The sequence below is a fragment of the Mycobacterium sp. E342 genome (assembly GCF_001667665.1).
Classification (GTDB): Bacteria; Actinomycetota; Actinomycetes; order Mycobacteriales; family Mycobacteriaceae; genus Mycobacterium.
On record NZ_LZJM01000138.1, the window covers coordinates 46,738 to 71,356 of the forward strand.

Annotated in this window: 22 protein-coding genes and 1 pseudogene; 15 read left to right on the top strand and 8 right to left on the bottom strand. The window is 69.0% G+C overall.

Going from position 1 to position 24,619, the window contains the following annotated elements; translation table 11 throughout:
* Window positions 1-10: 10 nt before the first annotated feature.
* The 4 genes from priA to hisI are packed head-to-tail and all read left to right on the top strand — an operon-like array spanning window position 11 to window position 2,681.
* On the top strand, window positions 11-742 hold the full coding sequence (gene priA, locus A5692_RS08980) for a bifunctional 1-(5-phosphoribosyl)-5-((5-phosphoribosylamino)methylideneamino)imidazole-4-carboxamide isomerase/phosphoribosylanthranilate isomerase PriA (protein WP_068054795.1): 732 nt from the start codon (window positions 11-13) through the stop codon (window positions 740-742).
* A gap of 7 nt (window positions 743-749) precedes the next feature.
* Complete coding sequence (locus tag A5692_RS08985; RefSeq protein WP_068054797.1) at window positions 750-1,550, top strand: inositol monophosphatase; 801 nt, start codon at window positions 750-752, stop codon at window positions 1,548-1,550.
* Window position 1,551: 1 nt separating this feature from the next.
* Entirely contained in the window at window positions 1,552-2,337 is a 786-nt protein-coding gene (gene hisF / locus A5692_RS08990) for an imidazole glycerol phosphate synthase subunit HisF (protein ID WP_068054800.1), read from the top strand.
* Window positions 2,334-2,681 carry a phosphoribosyl-AMP cyclohydrolase gene (gene hisI, locus A5692_RS08995; RefSeq protein ID WP_068054803.1) on the top strand — a complete coding sequence of 116 codons (348 nt, stop codon included), beginning with the start codon at window positions 2,334-2,336 and terminating at the stop codon, window positions 2,679-2,681. Before hisF ends, hisI begins: the two co-directional genes overlap by 4 nt.
* A gap of 31 nt (window positions 2,682-2,712) precedes the next feature.
* Here the strand turns inward: hisI and A5692_RS09000 are convergent, their stop codons facing one another.
* Complete coding sequence (locus tag A5692_RS09000; protein ID WP_068054893.1) at window positions 2,713-3,024, bottom strand: WhiB family transcriptional regulator; 312 nt, start codon at window positions 3,022-3,024, stop codon at window positions 2,713-2,715.
* 306 nt (window positions 3,025-3,330) lie between these two features.
* On the opposite strand from A5692_RS09000, the gene A5692_RS09005 reads away from it, so the two are divergent.
* A complete protein-coding gene (locus A5692_RS09005) occupies window positions 3,331-4,422 on the top strand; it encodes a calcium:proton antiporter (protein WP_068054807.1) in 1,092 nt (363 codons plus the stop codon).
* Between the two features lie 3 nt (window positions 4,423-4,425).
* On the opposite strand, the gene A5692_RS09010 is transcribed toward A5692_RS09005, so the two are convergent.
* Complete coding sequence (locus A5692_RS09010; RefSeq protein WP_068054808.1) at window positions 4,426-4,881, bottom strand: peroxiredoxin; 456 nt, start codon at window positions 4,879-4,881, stop codon at window positions 4,426-4,428.
* A gap of 140 nt (window positions 4,882-5,021) precedes the next feature.
* On the opposite strand from A5692_RS09010, the gene A5692_RS09015 reads away from it, so the two are divergent.
* The 10 genes from A5692_RS09015 to A5692_RS09060 all read left to right on the top strand — a co-directional run bounded on the left by A5692_RS09015 (window position 5,022) and on the right by A5692_RS09060 (window position 15,979).
* Window positions 5,022-6,560 carry an anthranilate synthase component I gene (locus tag A5692_RS09015; RefSeq protein ID WP_068054809.1) on the top strand — a complete coding sequence of 513 codons (1,539 nt, stop codon included), beginning with the start codon at window positions 5,022-5,024 and terminating at the stop codon, window positions 6,558-6,560.
* Window positions 6,553-7,242, top strand: a complete 690-nt coding sequence (locus A5692_RS09020) for a TIGR02234 family membrane protein (RefSeq protein WP_068054810.1) — start codon at window positions 6,553-6,555, stop codon at window positions 7,240-7,242. Before A5692_RS09015 ends, A5692_RS09020 begins: the two co-directional genes overlap by 8 nt.
* A 113-nt stretch (window positions 7,243-7,355) precedes the next feature.
* Window positions 7,356-8,174 carry an indole-3-glycerol phosphate synthase TrpC gene (gene trpC, locus A5692_RS09025; protein WP_068054812.1) on the top strand — a complete coding sequence of 273 codons (819 nt, stop codon included), beginning with the start codon at window positions 7,356-7,358 and terminating at the stop codon, window positions 8,172-8,174.
* Window positions 8,175-8,191: 17 nt separating this feature from the next.
* On the top strand, window positions 8,192-9,454 hold the full coding sequence (trpB, locus tag A5692_RS09030) for a tryptophan synthase subunit beta (RefSeq protein WP_068054814.1): 1,263 nt from the start codon (window positions 8,192-8,194) through the stop codon (window positions 9,452-9,454).
* Window positions 9,451-10,266 carry a tryptophan synthase subunit alpha gene (gene trpA / locus A5692_RS09035; protein ID WP_068054816.1) on the top strand — a complete coding sequence of 272 codons (816 nt, stop codon included), beginning with the start codon at window positions 9,451-9,453 and terminating at the stop codon, window positions 10,264-10,266. The genes trpB and trpA overlap by 4 nt, the downstream gene beginning before the upstream one ends.
* The gene (locus tag A5692_RS09040) at window positions 10,263-11,552 is read left to right on the top strand and encodes a prolipoprotein diacylglyceryl transferase (protein ID WP_068054819.1); all 1,290 of its coding nucleotides are present in this window, start codon (window positions 10,263-10,265) and stop codon (window positions 11,550-11,552) included. Before trpA ends, A5692_RS09040 begins: the two co-directional genes overlap by 4 nt.
* Window positions 11,553-11,602: 50 nt before the next feature.
* Window positions 11,603-12,043, top strand: coding sequence for a DUF2752 domain-containing protein (locus tag A5692_RS09045; RefSeq protein ID WP_068054821.1), 441 nt, complete (start codon window positions 11,603-11,605; stop codon window positions 12,041-12,043).
* 66 nt (window positions 12,044-12,109) lie between these two features.
* Window positions 12,110-13,528 carry a pyruvate kinase gene (pyk, locus tag A5692_RS09050; protein WP_068054823.1) on the top strand — a complete coding sequence of 473 codons (1,419 nt, stop codon included), beginning with the start codon at window positions 12,110-12,112 and terminating at the stop codon, window positions 13,526-13,528.
* Between the two features lie 36 nt (window positions 13,529-13,564).
* Complete coding sequence (locus A5692_RS09055; RefSeq protein WP_082962495.1) at window positions 13,565-14,440, top strand: acyl-CoA thioesterase II; 876 nt, start codon at window positions 13,565-13,567, stop codon at window positions 14,438-14,440.
* A gap of 141 nt (window positions 14,441-14,581) precedes the next feature.
* Window positions 14,582-15,979, top strand: a complete 1,398-nt coding sequence (locus A5692_RS09060; RefSeq protein ID WP_068054832.1) for a bifunctional lysylphosphatidylglycerol flippase/synthetase MprF — start codon at window positions 14,582-14,584, stop codon at window positions 15,977-15,979.
* Here A5692_RS09060 and cydC read toward each other — a convergent pair.
* The 6 genes and pseudogenes from cydC to A5692_RS09090 all read right to left on the bottom strand — a co-directional run bounded on the left by cydC (window position 15,892) and on the right by A5692_RS09090 (window position 23,888).
* Window positions 15,892-17,621 (bottom strand): annotated as a pseudogene (gene cydC / locus A5692_RS09065) (thiol reductant ABC exporter subunit CydC). The gene A5692_RS09060 and the pseudogene cydC overlap by 88 nt on opposite strands.
* Entirely contained in the window at window positions 17,608-19,221 is a 1,614-nt protein-coding gene (cydD, locus tag A5692_RS09070; protein WP_068054837.1) for a thiol reductant ABC exporter subunit CydD, read from the bottom strand. Before cydD ends, cydC begins: the two are co-directional and overlap by 14 nt.
* Before the next feature lie 80 nt (window positions 19,222-19,301).
* Entirely contained in the window at window positions 19,302-20,342 is a 1,041-nt protein-coding gene (gene cydB / locus A5692_RS09075; protein ID WP_068054839.1) for a cytochrome d ubiquinol oxidase subunit II, read from the bottom strand.
* A gap of 33 nt (window positions 20,343-20,375) precedes the next feature.
* On the bottom strand, window positions 20,376-21,848 hold the full coding sequence (locus tag A5692_RS09080; RefSeq protein ID WP_068054841.1) for a cytochrome ubiquinol oxidase subunit I: 1,473 nt from the start codon (window positions 21,846-21,848) through the stop codon (window positions 20,376-20,378).
* Between the two features lie 85 nt (window positions 21,849-21,933).
* Complete coding sequence (locus tag A5692_RS09085) at window positions 21,934-22,530, bottom strand: HdeD family acid-resistance protein (RefSeq protein WP_156765995.1); 597 nt, start codon at window positions 22,528-22,530, stop codon at window positions 21,934-21,936.
* Window positions 22,531-22,559: 29 nt separating this feature from the next.
* A complete protein-coding gene (locus A5692_RS09090; protein WP_068054850.1) occupies window positions 22,560-23,888 on the bottom strand; it encodes an adenylate/guanylate cyclase domain-containing protein in 1,329 nt (442 codons plus the stop codon).
* Window positions 23,889-24,619 lie beyond the last annotated feature (731 nt).

A 24,619-nucleotide genomic window follows, 5' to 3' on the forward strand; every position in this document is an offset into this window, starting at 1 on the left:
GGGAGGGAATGTGTTGATCTTGTTGCCCGCGGTCGACGTGGTCGACGGCCGAGCGGTGCGGTTGGTCCAGGGCAAGGCGGGCAGCGAAACCGAATACGGTTCGGCGCTGGACGCGGCGCTGGGCTGGCAGCGCGACGGCGCGGACTGGATCCACCTGGTGGACCTGGACGCGGCGTTCGGCCGCGGCTCCAACCGCGAACTACTCGCCGAGGTGGTCGGCAAGCTCGACGTCCAGGTGGAGCTGTCGGGCGGCATCCGCGACGACGAGTCCCTGGCCGCGGCGCTGGCCACCGGCTGCGCCCGGGTCAACCTGGGTACGGCGGCGCTGGAGAACCCGCAGTGGTGCGCGCGTGCGATCAGCGAGCATGGCGAGAAGGTCGCCGTCGGCCTGGACGTCCAGATCGTCGAGGGTCGGCACCGGTTGCGCGGCCGCGGTTGGGAAACCGACGGCGGTGACCTGTGGGAAGTGCTGGAGCGCCTTGACCGCGAAGGCTGTTCGCGCTTCGTCGTCACCGACGTCACCAAGGACGGGACGCTGGGCGGTCCCAACCTGGACCTGCTGGCCGCCGTCGCCGACCGGACCGACGCCCCGGTGATCGCCTCCGGCGGCGTGTCGAGCCTGGACGACCTGCGCGCGATCGCCACCCTGACCGACCGCGGCGTCGAGGGAGCCATCGTCGGGAAGGCGCTCTACGCCGGGCGGTTCACCCTGCCGCAGGCGCTGGCCGCGGTTGCGGGGTAGGGCCGCGATGGACCTGGAAGAGTTGGTGAAGAAGGCGTCGGCGATCCTGGACGACGCCACTGAGCCGTTCCTGTCCGGCCACCGCGCCGATTCGGCGGTCCAGAAGAAGGGCAACGACTTCGCCACCGACGTGGACCTCGCGATCGAGCGTCAGGTGGTCGACGCGCTGACCGAGGCGACCGGAATCGGGGTGCACGGCGAAGAATTCGGCGGCACGGACGTCGACTCCGAATGGGTGTGGGTGCTCGACCCCGTCGACGGCACGTTCAACTACGCCGCCGGCTCACCGATGGCGGGCATTCTGCTGGGCCTGCTGCACCGCGGCGACCCGGTCGCCGGGCTGACCTGGCTGCCCTTCGTCGACCAGCGCTACACCGCGGTGGTGGGCGGCCCGTTGATGAAAAACGGTGTCGCGCAACCGCCGCTGGCCGACATCGACCTGGCCGACGCACTGATCGGCGCCGGCTCGTTCAGCGCGGACGCGCGGGGCCGGTTCCCGGGGCGCTACCGGATCGCGGTGCTGGAGAACCTCAGCCGGATCTCGTCGCGGTTGCGGATGCACGGCTCCACCGGGCTCGACCTCGCCTACGTCGCCGACGGAGTCCTCGGCGGCTCCATCAGTTTCGGCGGCCACGTGTGGGACCACGCAGCCGGCGTCGCGCTGGTGCGCGCCGCAGGCGGAGTCGTCACCGACGTCCACGGCGAACCCTGGACCCCCGCGTCGGATTCCGCGCTGGCGGCGGGTCCGCGCGCGCACGCCGAGATTCTCGAGATCCTGCGCGGCACCGGCCGACCGGAGGATTTCTGAGATGCCCTCCGGTAGCGGCCTCGCGGTGCGGGTCATTCCCTGCCTGGACGTCGACGCCGGGCGGGTGGTCAAGGGGGTCAACTTCGAAAACCTGCGCGACGCAGGTGATCCTGTCGAACTCGCCGCGGCCTACGACGCCGAGGGCGCCGACGAGCTCACCTTCCTCGACGTCACCGCCTCGTCGTCGGGGCGGGCCACCATGCTGGACGTGGTGCGCCGCACGGCCGAGCAGGTGTTCATCCCGCTGACCGTCGGCGGCGGGGTGCGCACGGTGGCCGACGTCGACGTCTTGCTGCGCGCGGGCGCCGACAAGGTGTCGATCAACACCGCCGCGATCGCCCGCCCCGACCTGCTGGAGGAGATGGCGAGGCAGTTCGGCTCGCAGTGCATCGTGCTGTCGGTCGACGCCCGCACGGTGCCCCCGGGTTCGGTGCCGACGCCGTCGGGGTGGGAGGTCACCACGCACGGCGGGCGCCGCGGGACCGGCATCGACGCCGTCGAATGGGCTTCTCGCGGAGCCGATCTGGGGGTGGGAGAGATCCTGCTGAATTCGATGGACGCCGACGGCACCAAGGCCGGGTTCGACCTGGAGATGCTGCGGGCGGTGCGCTCGGCGGTCACGGTGCCGGTGATCGCCAGCGGGGGCGCCGGCGCGGCGGAACACTTCGCGCCCGCGGTCGCCGCGGGTGCCGATGCCGTGTTGGCGGCCAGCGTCTTTCACTTCCGTGAGCTGACCATCGGTCAGGTGAAGGCCGCCATGGCGGCCGAAGGGATCACCGTGCGATGACGCTGGACCCGCAGATCGCCGCGCGCCTGAAGCGCAACGCCGAAGGCCTGTTCACGGCCGTCGTGCAGGAACGCGGAAGCGGCGACGTGCTGATGGTCGCCTGGATGGACGACGCGGCGCTGGCCCGCACGCTCGAAACCCGTGAGGCGACGTACTTTTCGCGGTCCCGCGCCCAGCAGTGGATCAAGGGCGCGACGTCCGGCCACACCCAACACGTGCACTCGGTGCGACTGGACTGCGACGGGGACGCCGTGCTGCTCACGGTCGACCAGGTGGGCGGCGCCTGTCACACCGGCGAGCACAGCTGCTTCGACGCCGACGTGCTGCTGCAGCCCGAGGCCTAGATTCGTTGCGGCGTCGGCGATCCGCTGGGCGCTAGTTCGCGGTGCGACGCTGACCCTGGGCGGCGGCCAGGAAGTCGACCCAGGACACCACCTCGGAGTGCTTTCTGAGCAGGGCACGGCGCTGGCGTTCGGTCATACCGCCCCAGACGCCCCACTCGACCCGGTTGTCGAGCGCATCGGCGCCGCATTCCAGGATCACCGGGCAGTGCCGGCAGATCGCCGCGGCCTTTCTCTGGGCGGCGCCGCGAACGAACAGTCCGTCCGGGTTGCCGGTCCGGCAGAGGGCTTTCGAAACCCACTCAGCGCGATCGTCGTCCTTCGCGCCGCGCAGATGGTTGCGAATTGAGCTGTTGGCGCCGCCTTGTGCGGTGGTCCGGGTTGCTAACACCGTTCCCCCCTTCGATCCGGCTAGCTCTAGACCAGCTTTCGGATATGCCTTGTTGACTTCCCTCCGGATCAGCCCGTGTAAACCTGAGGCGAATGTTGCGACCGTATGGAAAGCCGCCGGGTGAACGTTAGGGGCTTTTGTCCCCAGCGCCCGGGGACTTTCGGTTCAAGAAATGTGGTCGCGGCGTCGCCGGTAGCCCGGGAGGTCAGAACCGAGGTCCGAAGTCGCCCGAACGGGTGCCGTCGATGAGAATGGCGGTCGATGTTGAGACGGATGTCGTGGACCGCGGTCGTGCCGTTGCTTGCCGTCGGGGTGTTGGCTGTGATCTGGGGCGAAAGGCTCCGCCCGGCACTGGCCGTGGTGGTCGCGGCGTTTCTCATCGGGGCCGTGCTGGCCGCGGTGCATCACGCCGAGGTGGTCGCCGCCCGGGTCGGCGAGCCATTCGGGTCCCTGGTGCTCGCGGCCGCGGTGACGGTGATCAAGGTGGCCCTGATCGTCGAGCTGATGGCATCCGGGGGCAACGAAGCCGCGACGCTGGCCAGGGACACGGTGTTCGCCGCGCTGATGATCACCACCAACGGCATCGCGGGCCTGTCGCTGCTGATGGGTTCCCGGCGTTATGGCGTCACGCTGTTCAACGCCGAGGGCAGCGGTGCGGCGCTGGCAACCCTGACCACGCTGGCGACGCTGAGCCTGGTGCTGCCGGCCTTCACGACCAGCGGCCTGGGCAAGGAGTTCTCGCCCGGTCAACTGATCTTCGCCGCGGTCGCCTCGCTGCTGCTGTACCTGGTCTTCGTCTTCACGCAGACGGTGCGGCACCGCGACTTCTTCCTGCCGGTCGCGCAGAAGGGCCAGAAGCGGCTGTTCGAGGACGAGAGCCATGCGGACCCGCCGAGCCGCGGCGCGGCGCTGGGCAGCCTGGGGCTGCTGCTGGTCGCCCTGATCGCGGTGGTGGGCCTGGCCGAGGAGGAGTCGCCGGCCGTCGAGAGCGCGGTGACGGCGGTGGGATTTCCGCAGTCCTTCGTCGGCGTCGTCATCGCCTCGTTGGTGTTGCTGCCGGAAACCCTCGCCGCGGTGCGTGCGTCGCGGCAGGGCCGCATCCAGATCAGCCTGAACCTGGCCTACGGCTCGGCGTTGGCGAGCATCGGGCTGACCATCCCCGCGATCGCGCTGGCGTCGATCTGGCTGAAGGGACCGCTGGTGCTCGGCCTGGGCGCCATCCAATTGGTGCTGCTGGCGCTGACCGTCGTGATCAGCATGCTGACAGTGGTGCCCGGCCGGGCCACTCGGCTGCAGGGCGAGCTGCACCTGGTGCTGCTCGCCGCCTACGTGTTCCTGGCGATCAGTCCCTGACGCTCAGCGGGCGCGCAGCGTCTGCAGCGCCTTGTCCGCGTGGGTGTCCATGTTGAACTCGCTGGAGATCACGTCGAGCACCGTGCGATCGGTGTCGATGACGAAGGTGGTGCGCTTGACCGGCATCAGCTTGCCGAGCAGGCCGCGCTTGACGCCGAACTGCGCGGCGACGGTCCCGTCCGTGTCGGACAGCAGCGGGTAGTCGAACTTCTGCATGTCGGCGAACTTGGCCTGCTTGGGCACGGGATCGACGCTGATGCCGACCCGGTTGGCCCCGACGGCGGCGAACTCGGCGGCCAGGTCCCGGAAGTGGCAGGCCTCCTTGGTGCAGCCCGGCGTCATCGCGGCGGGATAGAAGAACAGCACCACGGGTCCGCCGGCGAGCAGGTCGCTGAGCTTGCGTGGCGTCCCCGTTTGATCGGGAAGTTCGAAGTCCGCGACGGTGTCACCGGGTTTCATGGTCGACACGCTACGCCCGATCGCCCGACTTGCCCCCTCGCGGCTGCGCCGTTGGGGGTGCCCCCAACCTCGGCCGGTTCCGGGCCGCATCGGCGTCAGGCTGGGCGGGTCCTGATCAGCTCGTCTGCGAGGATGGTTCGGTGCACGCCCACCTCGCCGCGACGACCTCACGAGCGGACTTCCGCCAGCTCGCAGCCGAGCACCGCGTGGTTCCGGTGACTCGCAAGGTGCTCGCCGACAGCGAGACGCCGCTGTCGGCCTACCGCAAGCTCGCCGCCAATCGCCCGGGGACCTTCCTGCTGGAATCCGCCGAGCACGGCCGGTCCTGGTCGCGCTGGTCGTTCATCGGCGCGGGCGCGCCGTCGGCGTTGACCGTCCGCGACGGCGAAGCGGTCTGGCTGGGGGCCGTGCCGCAGGACGCGCCCACCGGGGGCGACCCGTTGCACGCGCTGCGGGCCACCCTCGAGCTGCTGGCCACCGGCACCCTGCCCGGGCTGCCGCCGCTGTCCGGCGGCATGGTCGGCTTGTTCGCCTACGACATGGTGCGGCGCCTGGAACGCCTGCCCGAACTGGCCGTCGACGACCTGCACCTGCCGGACATGCTGCTGCTGCTGGCCACCGACGTGGCGGCCGTCGACCACCACGAGGGCACCATCACGCTGATCGCCAACGCGGTGAACTGGAACGGCACCGACGAGCGGGTCGACGAGGCCTACGACGACGCGGTCGCCCGCCTGGACGTGATGACCTCGGCGCTCGGCCAGCCGCTGCCGTCCACGGTCGCCACGTTCGACCGGCCCGAGCCGCGGTACCGCGCGCAGCGCACCGTCGAGGAGTACGGCAAGATCGTCGACTACCTCGTCGACCAGATCGCCGCCGGCGAGGCCTTCCAGGTCGTCCCCTCCCAGCGGTTCGAGATGGACACCGACGTCGACCCGATCGACGTGTACCGGATGCTGCGGGTCACCAACCCGAGCCCCTACATGTACCTGATGCACGTCCCCAATGATCATGGGGGAACGGACTTCTCGGTCGTGGGCTCCAGCCCGGAGGCGCTGGTCACCGTCCACGACGGCTGGGCGACGACGCATCCGATCGCCGGCACCCGGTGGCGCGGACAGACCGACGAAGAGGATCAGCTGCTGGAAAAGGAACTGCTGGCCGACGAGAAGGAACGCGCCGAGCACCTGATGCTGGTCGATCTGGGCCGCAACGACCTCGGCCGGGTCTGCGCGCCGGGCACCGTGCGCGTCGAGGATTACAGCCACATCGAGCGCTACAGCCACGTCATGCACCTGGTGTCGACGGTGACCGGGATGCTCGCCGAGGGCCGGACCGCGCTGGACGCGGTGACGGCCTGCTTCCCGGCCGGCACGCTGTCGGGCGCTCCCAAGGTGCGGGCCATGGAGCTGATCGAGGAGGTGGAGAAGACGCGGCGCGGCCTCTACGGCGGCGTGGTCGGCTACCTCGACTTCGCCGGCAACGCCGACTTCGCGATCGCCATCCGCACCGCGCTGATGCGCGACGGCACCGCCTACGTGCAGGCCGGCGGCGGGGTGGTAGCGGACTCCAACGGACCGTATGAGTACACCGAGGCGTCCAACAAGGCGCGCGCGGTGCTCAACGCGATCGCCGCCGCGGAGACGCTGACCGCCCCGGAGGCCGGCCCCCATGGCTGAGGCCCGGCCCAACCGCCGGGCCCGGCTGGCCGTCGGGATGGCCCAGGTCTTGCTGGTGCTGTCCTCGGCGGCGTTGTGGGCGGCGTCCCGGCTGCCGTGGGTGGTGATCCGGTCGTTCGACGGGCTCGGGCCGCCGCGCGAGGTGACCCTGTCCGGCGCGTCGTGGTCGACGGCGCTGCTGCCGTTGGCGGTGCTCATGCTGGCGGCGGCCGTGGCGGCGATCGCGGTGCGCGGCTGGCCGCTGCGGGCGCTGGCGGGGCTGCTGGCCCTGGCCAGCCTGGCCGTCGGATACCTCGGCGTCAGTCTGTGGGCGCTGCCCGACGTGGCCGTGCGCGGGGCCGACCTGGCCCACGTCGCGGTGATGACGCTGGTGGGCAGCGAGCGGCGCTACGTCGGCGCGGGCATCGCGGTGGCCGCGGCGGCGTGCACCCTGATCGCCGCCGTCCTGTTGCTGCGGTCGGCCGGCGACCGCGGGGCGGCGAGGCTGAGCGCGCGAAAGTATGCGGCCCCGGCGACGCGCCGCTCGAATGCGCTACGCGACGACGCCGATGGCGCGATGCTGGAGCAGCCGGAGACGCCGGAAATGTCGGAGCGGATGATCTGGGACGCGCTTGACGAGGGCTGTGACCCAACGCAGGAGCCGACCGATCGGTCCCGCGGCTCGGACACCGAGGGTCGGTGACGGGCCGCGAGCCGGGGGCCGCTACCCTTCATTCACGTCGTCGCAATCGGCTCCGATTTGTCAGGTCGGCCGTGGGGTGACGATGGGTGACAGCGCGAAGGGAAGCAACAGGCATGAGTCCGGCTACCGTGCTTGACTCCATCCTCGAGGGAGTCCGGGCCGACGTCGCCGCGCGCGAAGCCCTCATCAGCTTGTCCGAAATCAAAGCCGCCGCCGCCGCCGCGCCGCCGGCGCGTGACGTGATGGCCGCCCTGCGCGAGCCCGGCATCGGCGTCATCGCCGAAGTCAAGCGCGCCAGCCCGTCGGCGGGTTCCCTGGCCACCATTGCCGATCCGGCGAAACTGGCCCGCGCGTACGAGGACGGCGGAGCCCGGATCATCAGCGTGCTGACCGAGGAGCGACGCTTCCGCGGCTCGCTCGACGACCTCGACGCGGTCCGCGCCGCCGTCTCGATACCGGTGTTGCGGAAAGACTTTGTGGTGCAGCCGTATCAGATCCACGAAGCCCGCGCGCACGGCGCCGACATGTTGTTGCTCATCGTCGCCGCGCTGGACCAGTCCGCCCTGGTGTCGATGCTGGACCGCACCGAATCGCTGGGCATGACCGCCCTTGTCGAGGTGCACACCGAGGAGGAGGCCGACCGCGCGCTGAAGGCCGGGGCCAACGTAATCGGTGTCAACGCACGTGATCTCGCGACGCTGGAAGTCGACCGGGATTGCTTTGCGCGCATCGCTCCCGGGCTGCCCAGCAACGTGATCAGGATCGCCGAGTCCGGTGTCCGTGGCACCGGGGACCTGTTGGCGTATGCCGGCGCCGGTGCGGACGCCGTTCTGGTCGGCGAGGGTTTGGTCAAAAGCGGTGACCCGCGCGCCGCGGTCGCCGACCTGGTCACCGCGGGCACCCACCCGTCCTGCCCGAAACCGTCTCGCTAGTCGTCAAGTCACTGGTGATGGTCAACCTGTCCCGCCCGGACCTTCCCCGTCCGAGTGCAGCCGTCGCCGAACCCACCCGCCACGAACCCGATGCGGGTGGCCACTTCGGTGTCTACGGCGGCCGCTACGTCGCGGAGGCGTTGATGGCGGTGATCGAAGAGGTCACCGCCGCCTACGAGAAGGAACGCATCAACCCCGATTTCCTGGACACCCTGGACGATCTGCAGGTCAACTACGCCGGTCGGCCGTCGCCGCTTTACGAGGCCACCCGGCTGTCCGAGCACGCCGGCGCCGCGCGCATCTTCCTCAAGCGGGAAGACCTGAACCACACCGGTTCTCACAAGATCAACAACGTGCTCGGTCAGGCGCTGCTGGCCAAGCGAATGGGCAAGACCCGGGTCATCGCCGAGACGGGCGCCGGTCAGCACGGCGTCGCCACGGCCACCGCGTGCGCCCTGCTGGGTCTGGAATGTGTGATCTACATGGGCGCGGTGGACACCGCGCGCCAGGCGCTCAACGTGGCCCGGATGCGACTGCTGGGCGCTGAGGTCGTGTCCGTGCAGAGCGGCTCGAAGACGCTCAAAGACGCCATCAACGAGGCGTTTCGTGACTGGGTGACCAACGCCGAGCGCACCTACTACTGCTTCGGCACCGCCGCGGGGCCGCATCCGTTTCCGGCGATGGTGCGCGATTTTCAGCGCATCATCGGGCTGGAGGCGCGCGTGCAGATCCAGGCCCAGGCGGGCCGGTTGCCCGACGCGGTCGTGGCCTGTGTCGGTGGGGGATCGAACGCCATCGGCATCTTCCATCCGTTCATCGACGATGCGGGGGTCCGCCTGGTCGGCTTCGAGGCGGCCGGTGACGGCGTCGAAACCGGAAGGCACGCCGCGACGTTCGCCGGCGGCTCACCCGGCGCCTTTCAGGGGTCGTTCTCCTACCTGCTACAGGACGAGGACGGTCAGACCATCGAATCGCATTCGATCTCAGCGGGTTTGGACTATCCGGGGGTTGGCCCCGAGCATGCGTATCTCAAGGAGACCGGGCGTGCCGAATACCGGCCGATCACCGACGCCGAGGCGATGGACGCGTTCGCACTGCTGTGCCGCACCGAGGGGATCATCCCGGCGATCGAATCGGCGCACGCGGTCGCCGGCGCGGTCAAGCTGGGCCCCGAGCTGGGGCCGGGCGCGATCATCGTGGTGAACCTCTCGGGTCGCGGTGACAAAGACGTCGAGACGGCCGCGAAATGGTTCGGCCTGATGGGGCCCAGCGAGCGATGAACGTGCGACAGCGGCAAGCCAGCAGGCTCGGGCCGGTTTTCGACGCGTGCCGCGAGGACGATCGCGCCGCGCTGATCGGCTACCTGCCCACCGGTTACCCCGACGTGCGGGCCTCGGTGGACGGGATGATCGCCCTGGTCGAATCGGGTTGCGACATCATCGAAGTCGGTGTGCCGTACTCCGATCCCGGCATGGACGGGCCGACCATCGCGCGCGCCACCGAGGTCGCGTTGCACGGGGGAGTGCGGGTCCGGGACACGCTCGCCGCCGTCGAGGCGATCAGTGCGGCCGGTGGGCGCGCGGTGGTGATGACGTATTGGAATCCGGTGCTGCGGTACGGGGTCGACGCGTTCGCGCGGGATCTCGCGTCGGCCGGGGGGCAGGGCCTGATCACGCCGGACCTCATCCCCGACGAAGCCGGGCCGTGGCTGGCGGCCTCCGAGGAGCATCGGCTGGATCGGATTTTTCTGGTGGCGCCGTCCTCCACGCCGCAACGGTTGGCGATGACCGTCGAGGCGTCGCGGGGATTCGTCTACGCTGCTTCCACGATGGGGGTAACGGGGGCGCGGGACGCGGTGTCGCAGGCCGCACCCGAACTGGTGGCACGGGTGAAGGCCGTGTCGGACATACCGGTGGGCGTCGGCCTGGGCGTGCGGTCGCGAGAGCAGGCGGCGCAGATCGCCACTTACGCCGACGGGGTGATCGTCGGGTCCGCGCTGGTGTCGGCGCTCGGTGACGGCGGGCTTCCCGCGCTGCGCGCGCTCACCGAGGAGCTGGCCGCCGGCGTGCGGCAGAGGGCGTCGGGCCGATGACGATGTTGCCGACGTATTTCCCGAGCCCGCCCCAAGGAGTCTGGCACCTGGGGCCGCTGCCGATTCGCGCCTACGCGCTGTTCATCATCACCGGCATCGTGGCGGCCCTGCTGATCGGTGACCGGCGCTGGGAGGCCCGCGGCGGCCAGCGCGGGGTCATCTACGACATCGCGCTGTGGGTCGTGCCGTTCGGATTGGTCGGCGGCCGGCTCTATCACCTGGCCACCGACTGGCGGACCTATTGGGGGCCGGGTGGCGCCGGGTTGGGTGCCGCGGTGCGGATTTGGGACGGCGGCCTGGGCATCTGGGGTGCGGTGGCCCTCGGCGGTGTCGGCGCCTGGATCGGTTGCCGGCGCCACGGCATTCCGCTGCCGGCCTTCGCCGACGCGATTGCGCCGGGCATCATCCTGGCGCAGGCCGTCGGCCGGCTCGGGAACTACTTCAATCAGGAGCTCTACGGCCGGGAGACCACGCTGCCGTGGGGCCTGGAGATCTTCTACCGCCGGGACCCCTCGGGGTACATCGACCCCCATTCGTTGGACGGGGTCTCCACCGGCCAGGTGGCACTGGTCGTGCAGCCGACGTTCCTATACGAATTGATCTGGAACGTCCTGGTTTTCGCCTTCTTGCTCTACGCCGACCGACGGTTCTCCCTGGGCCACGGGCGGCTATTCGCGCTGTATGTGGCCAGCTACTGCATCGGGCGCTTCGGCGTCGAGCTGCTGCGCGACGACACCGCCACCCACATCGCGGGTATCCGGATCAACTCGTTCACATCAACTTTCGTGTTCATCGGCGCGGTGGTGTACATCATGGTGGCGCCGAAGGGGCGCGAGGCGCCCGAGAGCCTGCGCGGCACCGACCACGCTGACGCGGAATCCCCGGCGGCGGAGCCCGCGGACGAGTCACCGACCGTCGTCTCGGCCGAGGCAGCGACCGCCGCGGTCGCGGTGGGTGAGGGCGGGGACGACGACCAACCCGCCGAGCAGGCGGAAGCGGACGAGGCCGGCCACGCCGACGAGCCGGAGACGGTCAAGGCCGAGGCGGCAGCAGAGGAGCCCGCGGCCGAAGCCGAAGAGCCCGAAGCCGAAGAGCCGGAAGAGGCGGAGCCTCAAGCTGAAGCCGACGAAGCTCAAGAGTCCGAAAACGAAGAATCCGAGGCCGACGAGCCGGAAGAGGCGGAGCCCGGCGAGGCCGAGGAGCCCGAGGCGGAGGCCGAAAACGCCTCAGCCACCGAGCCGGAGAAGCAATCCCGCGGCCGGTGGAGGCTGCGACGGAACCGTTAGCGGCCACGACTTTCCGATCGCACGCCGCCGCGGTCTGGCATGCTGAACACGTGACGCAAACCGAATCCGCCGGACAAGCGGTGGGACAGTGTCACGGACCACGGCGTCAGCGCCGGTACGTCGCGGCCGGAACCGCCCTGGCGCTGGGCGGCGCGCTGAGCTACGTCGGCCTGGTCGACCCGCACAATACGCACTCCGTGTATCCGCAGTGCCCCTTCAAGTGGCTCACCGGATGGAACTGCCCGTTCTGCGGTGGCCTGCGGATGACGAACGACCTGCTGCACGGCCACCTGGCCGCCGCCGTCAACGACAACGTTTGGCTGCTGATCGGCATCCCGATGCTGGCCGGCTGGTTGCTGGTCCGCCGCGGTGGCGGCAAGCCGGCGCCGTCGACGGCGGCTTGGCTGACGATGGCGCTGGCCGTCATCGTGTGGACGGTGGTGCGTAACCTGCCCGGCTTCCCGCTGTTTCCGGCGATTCAGAGTGGGTAACGCGTCCACCGCGCGAACGCCGTTCGGTCGGACCGGGCTGCTCTCACGCGACTATGCTGTGTCGGCGTGAGTAGACGCGGGAAGATCGTCTGCACCCTTGGCCCTGCGACGAATTCGGACGAGCTGATTCTGGCGCTGGTCGAGGCCGGAATGGACGTTGCCCGGTTGAACTTCAGTCACGGCGACTATTCCGACCACAAAGCCGCCTACGAGCGCGTGCGTGCCGCTTCCGACACCACGGGCCGCGCGGTTGGGGTGCTCGCCGACCTACAGGGCCCGAAGATCCGGCTGGGCCGCTTCGCGACCGGGTCCACGTACTGGGCCGACGGCGAAACCGTGTGCATCACCGTCGCGGACTGTGAAGGCACCCACGACCGCGTGTCGACGACCTACAAAAAGCTGGCCGCGGACGCGACGGTCGGGGATCGGGTGCTCGTCGACGACGGCAAGGTCGGTCTGGTCGTCGAGCGCATCGACGGCGACGACGTCATCTGCACCGTCGAAGAGGGCGGTCCCGTCAGCAACAACAAGGGCATCTCGCTGCCCGGCATGAACGTCTCCGCACCGGCCTTGTCCGAGAAGGACATCGAGGACCTGACGTTCGCGCTGGATCTCGGCGTCGACCTGGTGGCGCTGTCGTTCGTGCGTTCGCCGTCCGACGTAGAGCTGGTGCACGAGGTGATGGACCGGATCGGGCGGCGGGTGCCGGTGATCGCGAAGCTGGAAAAGCCGGAAGCCGTCGACAACCTGGAAGCGATCGTGCTGGCCTTCGACGCCATCATGGTGGCCCGCGGCGACCTCGGTGTCGAGCTGCCGCTCGAAGAGGTGCCGCTGGTACAGAAACGCGCCATCCAGATGGCCCGGGAGAACGCCAAACCCGTCATCGTGGCGACCCAGATGCTCGACTCCATGATCGAGAACTCACGGCCGACGCGCGCCGAGGCCTCCGACGTCGCCAACGCCGTGCTCGACGGCGCCGACGCGGTGATGTTGTCCGGCGAGACGTCGGTGGGGAAGTATCCGCTGGCCGCCGTCCGGACCATGTCCCGGATCATCTGTGCCGTCGAGGACAATTCGACCGCCGCTCCGCCGCTGACACACGTGCCGCGCACCAAGCGCGGGGTGATCTCGTACGCCGCCCGCGACATCGGCGAGCGGCTCGACGCCAAGGCGCTGGTCGCCTTCACCCAGTCCGGCGACACCGTCAAGCGGCTGGCGCGTCTGCACACCCCGCTGCCGCTGCTGGCCTTCACGGCGTGGCCCGAGGTCCGCAGCCAACTCGCCATGACCTGGGGCACCGAGACGTTCATCGTCCCGATGATGACCTCGACCGACGGCATGATCCGCCAGGTCGACAAGTCGCTGCTCGAGCTCGGCCGCTACAAGCGGGGTGACCTGGTGGTCATCGTCGCCGGCGCGCCACCTGGCACAGTGGGTTCGACCAACCTGATCCATGTGCACCGGATCGGGGAGGACGACGTTTAGCGCAAAGAGCCATGGGACCCAGTAGGAGACGCCGCCATCAGCACCAATTCGGATTTTGAGGAACTGCTGGCGACACTCGACCTCAACCGCGTCACCGATGAGCTGTTCGTCGGGTCCCATCCCAGCAAGAACCCGATGCGGACCTTCGGTGGTCAGCTCATGGCGCAATCCTTCGTGGCGAGCAGCCGCACGCTGGTCCGCGACGACCTGCCGCCCAGCGCGCTGTCGGTGCACTTCGTCAACGGCGGCGACACCGCCAAGGACATCGAGTTCCACGTCACCAAGCTGCGTGAAGAGCGGCGCTTCGCCAATCGGCGCGTCGACGCCGTGCAGGACGGCGTGCTGTTGTCCTCGGCGATGGTCTCCTACATGTCCGGCGGCCGCGGCCTGGAGCACGCCGTCGACCCCCCGCAGGTGGGCGAGCCCGAGACACAGCCGCCGATCGGTGAGCTGCTCCGCGGTTACGAGGAGACCGTCCCGCACTTCGTCAACGCCCTGCAGCCGATCGAATGGCGCTACACCAACGACCCGGCCTGGGTGATGCGCGAGAAGGGCGACCGGCTGCCGTACAACCGGGTCTGGATGAAGGCCGGCGGCACCATGCCGCACGACCCGGTCCTGCACACCGCGACCATGGTGTACTCCTCGGACACCACGGTGCTGGATTCGGTGATCACCACCCACGGCCTGTCGTGGGGGTTCGACCGCATCTTCGCCGCCTCCGCCAACCATTCCGTGTGGTTTCACCGGCAGGTCAACTTCGACGACTGGGTGCTGTATGCGACGTCGTCGCCCGTGGCCGCGGATTCGCGCGGCCTCGGCACCGGGCACTTCTTCGATCGCTCCGGGCAGGTCCTCGCCACGGTCGTCCAAGAAGGGGTGCTGAAATACTTTCCGCCCGCCCGCCGATAGACCGGGTGGGATACCCGCGGGGCGTCGCCGCGGATTCGGCCCGGATGGGCCAGATCGGGCGTAAGTTCGTAGCAGCCGGGTATTCGGTGCAGAGGCGGCGATCAGCCGCCCAGCTGGAAGTCAGCGCATCGGGAGGTGGTTGTGGGCGGGCCCGTGGTCGACGTCTCAGCAAAGTCTCGCGCGCGCGAGCGCGTCGTCGTCTCGGTCGATTCGCGGGCAGCCCGGTTGATCGGTGCGCTGGCCCTGCTCAGCGCCACCTGCTGGCTGGGCGAGATCCTTGCCCGCCACCATCACCAGCCGGCCTGGCACTACACCGATCGACTGGCGTGGTCGCTGACGGTCCTGGTCGCGGTGGCGTGGATCGCTCGCGGCATCTTCCTGGGCCGTCCCGTGACGGCGACGCACGCCGCGGCCGCGGGTCTCTTCGTGCTGGCGGGCCTGGGCCTGCACGTGCTGGCCTTCGACCTGCTCGGCGACGTGGTGATCGCCTGCTCCGGCATGGTGCTGATGTGGCCGACGTCGTCGCATGCGCGTCCGGAGGACCTGCCCCGGGCCTGGAAGCTGATCGAAGCCACCGCGGATGACCCGCTGGCGCCGTTCGCGATGCAGACCGGCAAGAGCTACCACTTCACCGCGGACGGCGGCGCGGCGCTGGCCTACCGGACACGCCTGGGCATCGCCGTGGTCGGCGGTGACCCGATCGGCGACGAGACCCGATTCCCCGAGTTGGTCGCCGACTTCGCGGCCATGTGCCACACCCACGGCTGGCGGATCGCGGTGGTGGGGTGCAGCGAGCGGCGGCTCCGCCTGTGGAGCGACCCCGCGGTGATCGGGCAGTCGTTGCGCGCCGTCCCGATCGGGCGCGACGTGGTCGTCGACGTCACCGGTTTCGACATGGTGGGACGCAAGTTCCGCAACCTGCGTCAGGCGGTGAAGCGCACGCACAATTGCGGCATCACCACCGAGATCGTCGGGGAACAGGAACTCAACCCCGAGCAACTGGCCGAGCTGACCGAAGTGGTGCGTGCGTCGAGCAAAGCGGCCCACACCGAGCGCGGATTCCACATGAACCTCGACGGCGTGCTGGAGGGCCGATTCCCCGGCATACACCTGATCGTCGCCAGGGACGGCTCGGGCAAGGTGCAGGGATTCCACCGGTACGCGACGGCCGGCGGCGGCAGCGACATCACCCTCGATGTGCCGTGGCGCCGGCGCGGGGCGCCCAACGGCATCGACGAGCGGCTCAGCGTCGACATGATCATGGCCGGCAAAGAAAATGGCGCCCAACGGCTTTCGCTCGCGTTTGCGGCCTTCCCCGAAATCTTCGACGAGAAGGACCGGACCCGCGCCCAGCGCGTGTTCTACCGGTTGACCCATGTCCTCGACCCGTTGATCGCACTCGAGTCGCTCTACCGGTACGTGCGCAAGTTCCACGCGCTGCACGCCCGGCGCTACGCGCTCGTCTCGATGACCCAGATCGGCACGTTGCTGATCGTGTTGCTGTCGCTGGAATTCATGCCGCGCCGGCGACACCTCTGACCGCATCGATCCGCAGTTCGCGACAGCCAATGTCGTCGGGTAGGTGGTGGGTAGCCACCACCACGGTCCGGTCCGCAGGCATCAGCGCAGAACCGGGGCCCAGCAGGTCGCGCATAATCGGTTCGGCGTCGACGGCGTCCAGGTGTTCGGTGGGCTCGTCGAGCAGCACGATCCGGGCGGGCGCGAGCACCACCCGCGCCAGCAGCAGCCTCCTGCGCTGACCGCCCGAAAGGGCCTGCGCGCCACCCGTTAACACCGTCGACAGGCCGTCGGGCAAACCGGCGAGCCAGGCGCCGAGTCCGACCGCATCGATCGCGACCTCCAGTTCGGCGTCCGCGCAGTCTCCGCGGGCGACCAGCAGGTTGTCCCGGACCGTGGTGGCGAAGACGTGCGCGTCCTCGGCGAAAAATCCGACCGCGCCGCGTAAGTCCCCTTCCCGGAATTCGGCCACGTCGGTGCCGCCGAGGGTCACCCGTCCCTCCAGCGGGGGCAGCAGCCCGGCCAGCGTCATCAACAGCGTGGTCTTGCCGGACCCGCTGGGACCGGTGACGGCCAGCCGGGCGCCCGGGGGCAACTCCAGGGTGATGCGGTTCGAGCGGGCGGCTCCGGCGTGCCCGGCCCGGATGTCGGCGGCCAACACGGCCGCGGGTTTCGGCGGGGCCGCGGCCGATTCGGGCTGATGCGGGCGGTCGCTCGCCGTCAGGTCGAGCAGCCGGCGCGCGGCGATGCGCGAGCGGGTCAACTGGATGGCGGCGGCCGGTAGCGGGGTCATCGCCTCGAATGCGGACAGCGGCAACAACATCAGGACGGCCAACGTGGTGGGCGCGACCGAGGGGGCCAGGCTGATGCCGGCGACCACCGCGCCCAGCACGCTCGCCCCGATCGCCGCGGTGGGTGCGGCTTCGGCCAGGGCGGCCGGCCTGGCGGCGGCGTCGAGCGCCGCCCCCCACGCGCGTTGGCGGCGTTGCGATTCGGCGATGACGCGGGGCAGCAGGCCGGCGACGCGGAGCTCGGGGGCGTGTTCCAGCGCGATCATCGCCGAGGTGTCGCGCTGGGAATGCTGCTGCCGCGCAAGGCTTTCCTGGCTCGCCGCGGCCCTGCCCGCAAGGCGCGGAGCGACGAAGCCCGCGACCAGCAGGCTGATCGCCAACACCAAGGCGGCCGGCAGCGAGATGGCCGCAATCACCGCGGTTGCCGCCACGGCCAGCACCACCGCGACGCCGATCGGCACCACGGCACGCACCAGCACGTTGGCCAGTTCTTCGACGTCGGAGCCCACTCGGGTGACGAGCTCGCCGCTGTGCAGACGAACGGCGGCCGCCGCCGGCCCCTGGGCCAGGCGCTGGTAGATCCCCGCCCGGGCGGTGCCGGCCGCGCGCAGCGCGGTGTCGTGGGTGACCAGCCGCTCGCAGTAGTGCAACACGCCCCGCGAAATCGCGAACGCGCGCACCGCGACGGCCGCGACCGACAGGTCGAGCACCGGCGGCATCTGCCAGGCGCGCGTGATGAGCCAGGCCGAGACGCCGGCCAGCGCCAGCGCGCTGCCCAGTGACAGCACACCCAGCGCGATGGCCGCCACGATGCGGGGGAGCCGGGGCCGAAGCAGCGGCGCGGCCGCCAACAGCGGATCAGACCGGGACATAACGCACCCCACTGTCGGCGACCACTTCGACCACCCGGTCGCCGATGGCCAGAACGGGTTCGCGGTGACCGACGACCACGACGGTCGCACCCGCCCGGGCACGCTCCACGATCGCCCGCAACACGCGTTGCTCGGCCCGCGCGTCCAGATGGGCGGTGGGCTCGTCGAGCAACAGCACGGCCGCCGACGATCCGAGTGCGCGGGCGAGGCCGAGCCGTTGCCGCTGTCCCAGCGACAGGCCGACACCGCCGCGGCCGAGCACGGTGTCCAGCCCGTCGGGCAGGTCACCCAGCACCGCATCGAAACCGGATGCCGCGCAAGCCGTTTCAAGGTCGTCCAGGTCGCCGAACAGCACCAAGTTGTCCCGGACGGTGCCCGGAACCAGCGCCGGGCGCTGCGGAAGCCAGGACAGCTGCCGCCACCACGCGCCGGGCTCGAGGTCGGCGACGTCGATTCCGGCCACGGTCACGCGGCCGCAGGTCGGCGCGGTGACCCCGGTGATCGCCTGCAGGGTTGTGCTCTTGCCCGCGCCGTTGCGTCCGGTCAGCACCGTCACCGAGCCTGGCGCGATGACCGCGGTGAGGTCGCGGGGCGCGTGGCCGTCGCGGCCGGCGACGGTGAGCCCGTCGAGGCGGATCTCCGCGCCTCGGGCGGTGACCGTCTGGCGCTGGGCCCGCGGGGGAGCCGGCTCGCCGATGAGGGCGAAGGCCTTGTCGGCGGCGGTCCTTCCGTCCTGCGCGGCATGGAATTCCACGCCGATCCGGCGCAACGGCCAGTAGACGTCGGGTGCCAGCAAGAGCACCGTGAGGCCCGTCGCCAGCGTCATCTCGCCGAACACCAGGCGGAACCCGATCCCCACCGCGATCAGCGCCACGCCCAGTGTCGCCAGCAACTCCAGCACCAGGGCCGACAGGAAGGCGATCCGAAGCGTCGCCATCGCGGAGCGGCGATGCGCGGCGGCCAGTTCGGCGATGCGCCGTTCCGGGCCCCGGACGCGTCCCAGCGCCCGCAGCGTGGGGATGCCGGCGATGAGGTCGAGCAGCCGGCCCTGCAGCGTCGTCATGGCGGCCAGGGCGGCCGCGGACCGGTCGGCGGTGGCCAGGCCGATGAGGACCATGAAGATCGGTATGAGCGGCAGCGTGATGGCCACGATCACCGTCGACCTCAGGTCGTAGAACGCGATGACGGCGACGGTCGCCGGGGTCAGGATTGCGGCGAGCAGCAACGTGGGGAGGTAGCCGGTGAAGTAGGGACGCAGGCCGTCGAGACCTCGGGTGACCACCACCGCGGCCTCGTCGCGTTGGGCGGCGAGCTCACCGGGCTGCCGGGCCGTCACCGCGGTCAGCACCTGACCGGAAAGCTCGGCGATGACCGCGCTCGCGCCCCGTTGGCCCAACCGGCCCTGGAGCCACTGCGCCAGCGTGCGAACGGTCCACAGCGCCAACAGGATCGACAGCGGCCCGAGCCACACCCGCAGGCCGTGCGCCGAGTGATCGCGCACGGCGCGGGCGACCACGCCCGCCAGCGCGATCGCCGAGCCGATCGCGCAGCCGGAGATCACCACTCCGCAGCAGACCGTTGCGCCCAGGTAGCGCCGCAACGCGCTCGACGCCCGCCACAGTCGCGGGTCCAGGGGTCCCCGCGCTCTCGATTTCGATCCGGGCGGTGAGTCCGTCGCGGTCAGGACACGCGCCTCGCCAGGCCGATGGACGGCGGTATCCGGTCCGCCGAGATCCGTTGCCGGAACACCCAGTACGTCCAGGCCTGGTACACCACCGTGAGCGGCGCCATGAACGCGGTGACCCACGTCATGACCTTGAGGGTGTAGGGCGTCGACGAGGCGTTGTAGATCGTCAGGCTCCACTGCGGGTTCAACGTCGAGGGCACCAGGTTCGGGTACAGCGCGCCGAACAGCAGGATCACCACCGACCCGACGACGATCGCCGTGCACGCGAACGCCCAGCCGTCGGAGACGCGCCGCCACACCAGCAGCACGGCCGCCAGCTGCGCCACCACCGCGACGGCGAGCACCAGCCAGGTCCAGTCCTTGCCGTGGGCCAGTTGCGTCCAGATGCCAAAGCCCGCAACCAGTCCGGTCACCGGAAGCGACAGCCACACCGCCAGCCGGTGGGCGTCGTCGCGGATGGCGCCGGAGGTCTTCAGGGAGATGAAGACCGCACCGTAGAGCAGGAACAGCCCGGCGGTGGCCAGGCCGCCCAGCAGCGTGTAGGGGTTGAGCACGTCGGTGATCGACAGGTTGATCTTGCCGGCGCCGTCCACCGGCAGTCCGCGAACCAGGATGGCGAACGCCACGCCCCACAACACGGCGGGCAGCCAGGAACCGGCGGCGATGCCGAAATCGGCCCAGCCCCGCCACTTTGTGTCGTCGACCTTGCCGCGCCACTCGATGGCCACCGCGCGCAGGATCATCCCGAACAGGATGGCCAGCAGCGGCAGGTACAGCGTGGAGAACACCGTGGCGTACCAGCCGGGAAAGGCGGCGAACATGGCGGCGCCCCCCACGATCAGCCAGACCTCGTTGCCGTCCCAGATGGGGCCGATGGTGTTCAGCGCCGTTCGCCGGATGGGTTCGGGCTCACCGATGCCGACGCGGGCGAGCGGTTCCATCAGCATGCCGACGCCGAAGTCGAAGCCTTCCAGGACGAAGAAACCGAGGAACAGCAATCCGATGATGCAGAACCACAACTCCTGCAGTGCCATCGGTCAGCTCCTTTCTAGTTCGTGGGCCGGGGCCTAGTAGGCGAACGAGAGCGGCGCCACCTCGTCCTCGCCGGGTGCGGGCGGCGGAGCCGGTTCGGCGTCGTGTTCCCGCGGCCCCTCGGTGACATACCGCTTGAGCAGCCAGAACCAGATGACCGCCAGCACCGCGTACACGAGGGTGAACGTCACCAGTGAGGTGATGACCATGCCGGGCGCATGTTGCGAGACGGCCTCATGGACGGTGAACCGAACCTGTTGGTCGCCGGTGGGATTCGGCGCGACGATCCAGGGTTGCCGCCCCATCTCGGTGAACACCCACCCGGAGATGTTCGCCAGGAACGGCGTCGGAATCGTCAGCAGCGCCAGCCAGGAGAACCATCGTTGGCCGGGCACCCGCCCGCCGCGGGTGAGCCACAGCGCCGCGAGCGCGAACAAGACCGGAACGGCGAGGAAGCCGATCATCGCGCGGAACGACCAGTAGGTCACGAACAGGTTGGGCCGGTAGTCGTTCGGGCCGAACCGATACTCGAAGTCCTGCTGGATATTGCGCACGCCCTGCAAGGTGACGTCGCTGGTGCGGCCCTCGGCGAGGAACGGCAGCACGTAGGGGACCTCGATCACGCGGGTGATGCTGTCGCAGTTGTTGTGCGTGCCGACGGTGAGAATCGAGAAGTCGGGATCGGTCTGGGTGCTGCACAACGATTCCGCGGAAGCCATCTTCATCGGTTGCTGAACGAACATCAGCTTGCCCTGGCGGTCGCCGGTGAAGAACAGGCCGACGGCCGCGAGCAGCACCACCCAGCAACCCAGAATGGCCGCCGGGCGAAACATGGTGCGGGCATCCGATTCGCCGGCGGGGGTGGCGGTCTCCGGGCGGCGGGAACGGACCAGGAACCACGCGCTGACGGCCGCGACGAACGTCGCAGCGGTCAGCAAAGCGCCGCTGACCGTGTGGGTAAACGCCCACCGCGCAGTGTTATTGCCCAGCAGCGCGCCGATGCTGTCCAGCTCGGCGCGGTGCGTCACCGGGTTGTAGTGCGCGCCGACCGGGTGCTGCATGAACGAGTTCGCCACGATGATGAAGAACGCGGACACGTTGACACCGATCGCGACGATCCAGATGCAGGCCAGGTGGATCAGCTTCGGCAGCCGATCCCAGCCGAATATCCACAGCCCGATGAAGGTGGACTCGAAGAAGAAGGCGAACAAGCCTTCCATGGCCAGCGGCGCGCCGAAGATGTCGCCGACGAACCGCGAATACTCACTCCAGTTCATGCCGAACTGGAATTCCTGGACGATGCCCGTCGCCACGCCGATGGCGAAGTTGATCAAGAACAACTTGCCGAAGAACTTGGTGAGGCGGTACCACGCGGCGTTGCCCGTGGCGACCCACACCGTCTGCATGACGGCGAGCAGGGGCGCCAAACCGATGGTGAGCGGCACGAAGATGAAGTGGTAGACGGTAGTGATACCGAACTGCCACCGCGAGATATCGACGACATTCATCTGTCACTCCCGGAACTGCGTGGCCGTACGCACGGCTACTACGCAGTGTAGTAGAAGGGTCATGGCGGCGCGACCGAGGGCGGCGTCAGCCGGTCAGGGTCTTGGAGGCTTTCCGGATGCTGAAGGACGACACGATCTCGAAGATGCCGAGCACCACGAACCAGACCCCGACCACGAGCGCCAGCGTCACAATGGATTCCAGCGGCGACGCGAGGACGACGATGCCGGCGAGCAGGCTGATCACGCCGATGAAGATCGCCCATCCCCGACCCGGCAAAAGCGGATCCTGGATGGCCGAAATCGTCGTGCCCACCCCACGAAAGATGAATCCGATCCCAATCCAGATGGCCAGCAACAGGATTGCGTAACCCTGACCGAAATGGCGAAACGCCAACAACGCCAGGATGAGTGACGCGGCGCCGCTGATGAACAACAGGATCCGGCTTCCCGCCGAGACATGCAGGCTGAAAGCGAAGAACACCTGTGCGGCGCCGGTGATCAACAGGTAAACGCCGAAGGCGACCGCGGCGACCACGATGGATATTCCGGGCCATGCCAGCACCACCACGCCGAGGGCTAGCGACAGAATTCCCGATAGCAGGGTCGATTTCCACAGATGCGGCAACAAACTTGGAGCGGGCAGGGATCCAGGTGTGGTTTGCATGGCCGCAGTGTGACACAAACACCGCCCTTGGTATAGGGCACTTTGGGTTACACGTGGGCCGTACGCGAATCCTTGGCCAGCAGATCGGTCGCTTCGTCGGCCGCCTTGCGCCCGATCAGGTACCAGGTGCGCATCAGGCCTTTGCCTTTGACGTCGATGTGGCCGCGCTCCTGCAGCACGAATTCGTCCTTGAGGCGCTCGTACATGGCCTCGGGCACCTGAATTCGGCCCACCGAGTCGGTGGATTCCATCCGGGACGCGACGTTGACCGCGTCACCCCATACGTCGTAGAAGAAGCGCCGCGAGCCCACGACACCGGCAACAACCGGCCCGCACGCCATGCCCACCCGCAGTGGAACCGCATTGCCGTGCGGATCCTTCAGCCGGGCCGCAACATTGGCCATGTCGAGCGCGAAGTCCGCCAGGGCCTGCGCGTGGTCCGGTCGAGCGCGCGGGACCCCGCTGACCACCATGTAGGAGTCACCGCTGACTTTGATCTTCTCCAGGCCGTGCTTGTCCACCAGGGTGTCGAAGGCGCTATAGAGCCGGTCGAGGAAGCGCACGAGGTCGGCCGGCGCCGTGCCGCTGGCCCGCTCGGTGAACCCGACCATATCGGCGAACAGCACGGAGGCGATGTCGAACTTGTCGGCGATGATGCCGCGGTCCGGCTCCTTGAGCCGCTCGGCGATGCTGGCCGGCAACATGTTTGCCAGCAGCGCCTCCGAGCGCTCGTATTGCGCTTCCATCTCGGCTTCGGCGCGCGCCGTGTCGCGAAGGGCGAACCACACCGTCACGACCACCATCACGACGCTGGAGACCGTGGTGACGATGAAACCGGTCGACTGGACCCAGGCCGGCTGCAGCCCCGTGTCGCGGGGAACCAGGAACTCGACGGCGACGATCAGCCCGGCGGCGACGGCGGCCAGCGCCGACGCCAAGACGATGTGTTCGATTCCCAGCAACAGCACGACGATGCAGGCGCCCACCAGGAAGAAGAGCTGGGCCCCCGAGCCGGTTCCGACGTCCACGCAGCTGGCGAAAACGGACACGTAGGCCGTGCCCAGGAAGGTGAGCGGAGCGACCAGTTCGCCGAAGCGCTGCAGCCACGGGACGATCGCGAAGACCATCGCGCCGAGGACGTTGATCGAGCTCACCTGCCACGACCAGGCCCCGCTGAGGACCTGCACCAGCACGAAGCTCACACTCACCGTGACGGCGAGCCACGACGTAATGGTGAGGATTCGGGCGCGGCGCGCGGCGCTGGCGGCGTAGTGCTGATTGCGGTCGCGCGTCTGCGCCCGCACCGCGGCTACGCAGTCCGGGCTTCTCGACGAGCCGTCCGACACGGGTGGGGCGCCGCACTTCCTAGCCGCCACGCTCAAAGCCTAACCGCTGAGCAGCGCAGTCGCCGGTTGTCTTCAGGAAAACCGGCGTTTTCGCCCCCGTAAGTTCCGAGTCTGATAACTGTTCTTGTTATCGGGTTGTAATTGGGTTTGCGGACGGTTCGTTTTGGTTATTTAACACCTGTCTGACAGGACTGTTGGACGCGTGTTCGCCTCGACTAAGGGGTGCCGGATGGCGAGTCTGAAGAGATTCGTTCTCGCGTTAATCCTTTCTCTCGCCGCTGTGCTCATGGGCGGCTGCAGCGCCGGCTGTGGCGAACCGAATTGGCTACTCCGCCTCGCCGGCGACTCCCTGGTCAACGATCCGACGCAAGTGAATGTCGCTGCGTCAGACCAGGTTTGCATCACCCGATCGTTCGGCGACTGAAGCGCTGGCTCCTCTGGGTGGGTGTGCCGTTTGGTTTCTCCCGGGCAATCGTGGCCAGCCGTAGGGACCTCGCGGCAACGCAGCGGAGGCGATTGCCGATCCGTTCCGGCGCACGGGTTGCGGATGCCGACAAAGTAATATGAATTCATGATGCATTTGTTTCGATCTGGTGAATGCAAGTGCTCGTTGATATAGCCCGAAGTTTATTAAACGGGGAGAATTCATACCTTTGGCACGGATTTATCTCGGTTCACAGACTTTGGGATTTGACTCGGGGCCGCACCGCCGCTGCTTCGGCGCCCCCGCGCGCCGAGACGGTCGCCCGGATGCCGGGGCC